At 68.6% G+C, this 3,330-nt stretch carries 1 protein-coding gene; it reads right to left on the bottom strand.

All coding sequences use genetic code 11. The features are described from left to right. Window positions 1-3,330: type I polyketide synthase (locus ACZ6ZQ_RS38380; protein WP_469773170.1), on the bottom strand; the 3,330-nt coding region annotated here is incomplete at both ends.

The raw sequence follows: 3,330 nt of genomic DNA, 5'->3' as shown, positions 1-3,330 counted from the left end.
CTGGGCCGCACGGCGGTGAAGCCGGGCGCGAAGCGCTCCCAGTCGACATCCACGACGGCGACGACGGTGTCGTTCGCATCCAATGCCCGCTGCAAAGCCTTGATGGCCGAGTCACCGTTCATGGGCGGCACACCACCCCGGCGCATCCGCGCATCCATCGCCTCATCGCCAGCCATACCACCGTCCGCCCACGGACCCCACGCCACCGACGTCGCCACCAGACCATCCGCACGACGCTGCTCAGCAAGCGCATCCAAGTAAGCGTTCGCGGCCGCATAGTTGGCCTGTCCCGCCGTACCCCAGGTACCAGTGACCGAGGAGAAGAGGACGAAGGCGGCGAGCTCGATACCCAGCTCGGTCGTCAGATCGTGGAGATTGCGGGCCGAGACCGCCTTGGCCCGCACAACACGGTCGATACGCTCCGGGGTCAGACCGTCCAGCACACCGTCGTCCAGCACCCCGGCCGTGTGCACCACAGCCGTGAGTGAATCCGCCAGCGCCGACAGCAGGGCGTGCAGCGCCTCACGGTCTGCCACGTCACACGCGACGACGGAAGCCTCCACACCCAGCTCGGTCAGCTCCGCCACCAGCTGAGCAGCACCCGGAGCCTTCGGCCCACGGCGGCTGGTCAGCACGACACGCTCCGCACCCGCCATGGCCAGCCAACGCGCCACCCGGCCACCCAACGCACCCGTACCACCCGTGACCAGGACCGTGCCGCCCGGAACCCACGAACCCTCAGCCCGCGCCACCCGCGCAGCGCGTACCAGGCGCCGGCCGAACACACCCGACGACCGCAGCGCAACCTGATCCTCACCACCAACACCGGCAAGCACGCCGACCAGCCGGGACAGTGCACGATCGTCCAGCACACCCGGCAGATCAACCAGACCGCCCCAGCGCTCCGGCAACTCCAACGCCGCAACCCGCCCAAGACCCCACACCTGCGCCTGCACAGGAGACACGAGACGGTCCGAACGACCCACGGACACCGCACCCCGGGTCAGACACCACAACGGCGCCCCAACCCCGGCATCACCCAACCCCTGCACCAACCCAGCCGTGGCAAGCAGCCCACCTGTTTCGTCCCACCCCAGGAACGACACAACGCCGGCACACTCACCCGCGCCCGCCACCAGCCCGGCCAGCCCAGCCCGGTCCACACCGGACCCGACCACAACCCGCCGAACCTCAGCCCCACCCGCCGACAACGCACCCACCACAGCCTCAACCGAGGCATCACCCTCGTAGGCAGCAGGCACCACCACCAGCCACGAACCCGACAACCGCCCCCGGGACACATCAGCCAACGGCTTCCACGTCACCCGGTAGCGCCAACCATCCATCTCCGACTGTTCCTGCTCCTGTCGGCGCCACGCCGACAGGGCAGGAATCAGTTCGTTGAAGGACGCGTCATCATCCACATCCAGCTCGGCGAGCAGAGACCCGAGATCCTCACGCTCCACCGCATCCCAGAACCGAGCATCCACAACGTCGACGCTCCCGCCCATGGGAGCACTCCCCGTCGGCTTCGTCTCCGGCCAGTACCGCTGACGCTGGAAGGCGTAGGTGGGCAGATCAACACGCTGGGCTCCGGTACCGGCAAAGAACGCCTGCCAGTCGACGGTGACACCACGGACATGGGCCAGCGCGACAGCGGTGACCGCCGCCTCCGTCTCGGCACGACCGTGGCGCAGGACAGGAACGAACACGGCGTCGTCACCAGTCACACATTCCTGCCCCAGGGCGGACAGGATCCCGTCCGGGCCGAGTTCGACGTACGTCGTGACACCCGCGGCCTCCAGAGCGCGGATGCCGTCCAGGAACCGGACCGCCTCACGCACATGCCGCACCCAGAACTCAGCCGAGCCCATCTCGTCCGACACCACCGCACCGGTCAGGTTGGAGACGACCGGGATGCGCGGGGACTCGTACGACAGCCCCTCCGCAACCTCACGGAAGTACTCCAACATGCCGTCCATGTGCGGCGAATGGAACGCATGACTGACCACGAGCCGCTTCGTCTTACGGCCCTGCACCTGGAAGGACTCCGCAATCGCGACCGCAGCATCCTCATCGCCCGCGACCACGACCGACTGCGGACCATTGATCGCCGCAATACTCACACCACCGGTGAGCAACGGAAGAACCTCGTCCTCCGACGCCTGCAACGCAATCATCACGCCACTGGAAGGCAGCGCCTGCATCAACCGGCCCCGCGCAGCCACCAGCGTGCACGCATCTGCCAGCGAGAACACACCCGCCACATGCGCAGCCGCGATCTCACCGATCGAGTGACCCGCCAGGAAGTCCGGCCTCACACCCCACGACTCCACCAGCCGGAACAACGCCACCTCCACCGCGAAGAGCGCAGGCTGCGTGAACTCCGTCCGGTCGAGCAGTTCGGCATCGGACCCGAACAGCAGGTCCCTCAGCGGCAGCTCCAGGTGCCGGCACACCTCATCCAGCGCATCCGCGAACACCGGATACGCCTCGTACAACTCACGGCCCATCCCCAGCCGCTGACTCCCCTGCCCCGTGAACAGGAACGCCAGTTTCCCGCCGACCGGCGAACCAGCCACCACACCCGAGGCCGGAGCGCCCTCCGCCAGCGCAGCGAGCCCCGCCAGCAGACCCTCGCGGTCCTCGGCCACCACGGCCGCGCGCCGCTCGAACACCGAACGGCCGGACGCCAGGGTGCGGCCGACGTCGGACATGCGCAGCTCCGGCGCAGCGCGCAGCTTCGCACGCAGGTTGTCCGCCTGCTCCCGCAGTGCGGTGTCGCTCTTCGCGGAGAGCACCAGCGGAAGGAAGGACGGTTCCGCGACCGGAAGTTCGGGCCGGTCCGTCTCCACCGTCACCGGCGCCTGCTCGATGATTGTATGGGCGTTCGTACCACTGAACCCGAACGACGACACACCCGCACGGCGCGGGCGGCCCGTCTCGGGCCACTCCACCTGCTCGGTCAGCAGCGCGATGTCACCGGCCTCCCAGTCGACCTGGGGGGACGGGGCATCGATGTGGAGGCTCTGGGGCAGCACGCCGTGCTGCATCGCCAGCACCATTTTCATCACGCCCGCGACACCGGCTGCGGCCTGGGTGTGCCCGATGTTCGACTTGATCGAGCCGAGCAGCAACGGCTGATCGTCCGGGCGGTCCTGGCCGTAGGTGGCGAGCAGTGCCTGCGCCTCGATCGGGTCGCCGAGCTTCGTACCCGTACCGTGCGCCTCCACCGCGTCCACGTCAGCGGCGGACAGGCCGGCGCTTGCCAGCGCCTGACGGATGACACGCTGCTGGGACGGGCCGTTGGGGGCAGTCAGCCCGTTGCTC

The organism is Streptomyces sp. NPDC053673 (assembly GCF_055585225.1).
This window is presented reverse-complemented; position numbering and strand designations above follow the sequence as displayed.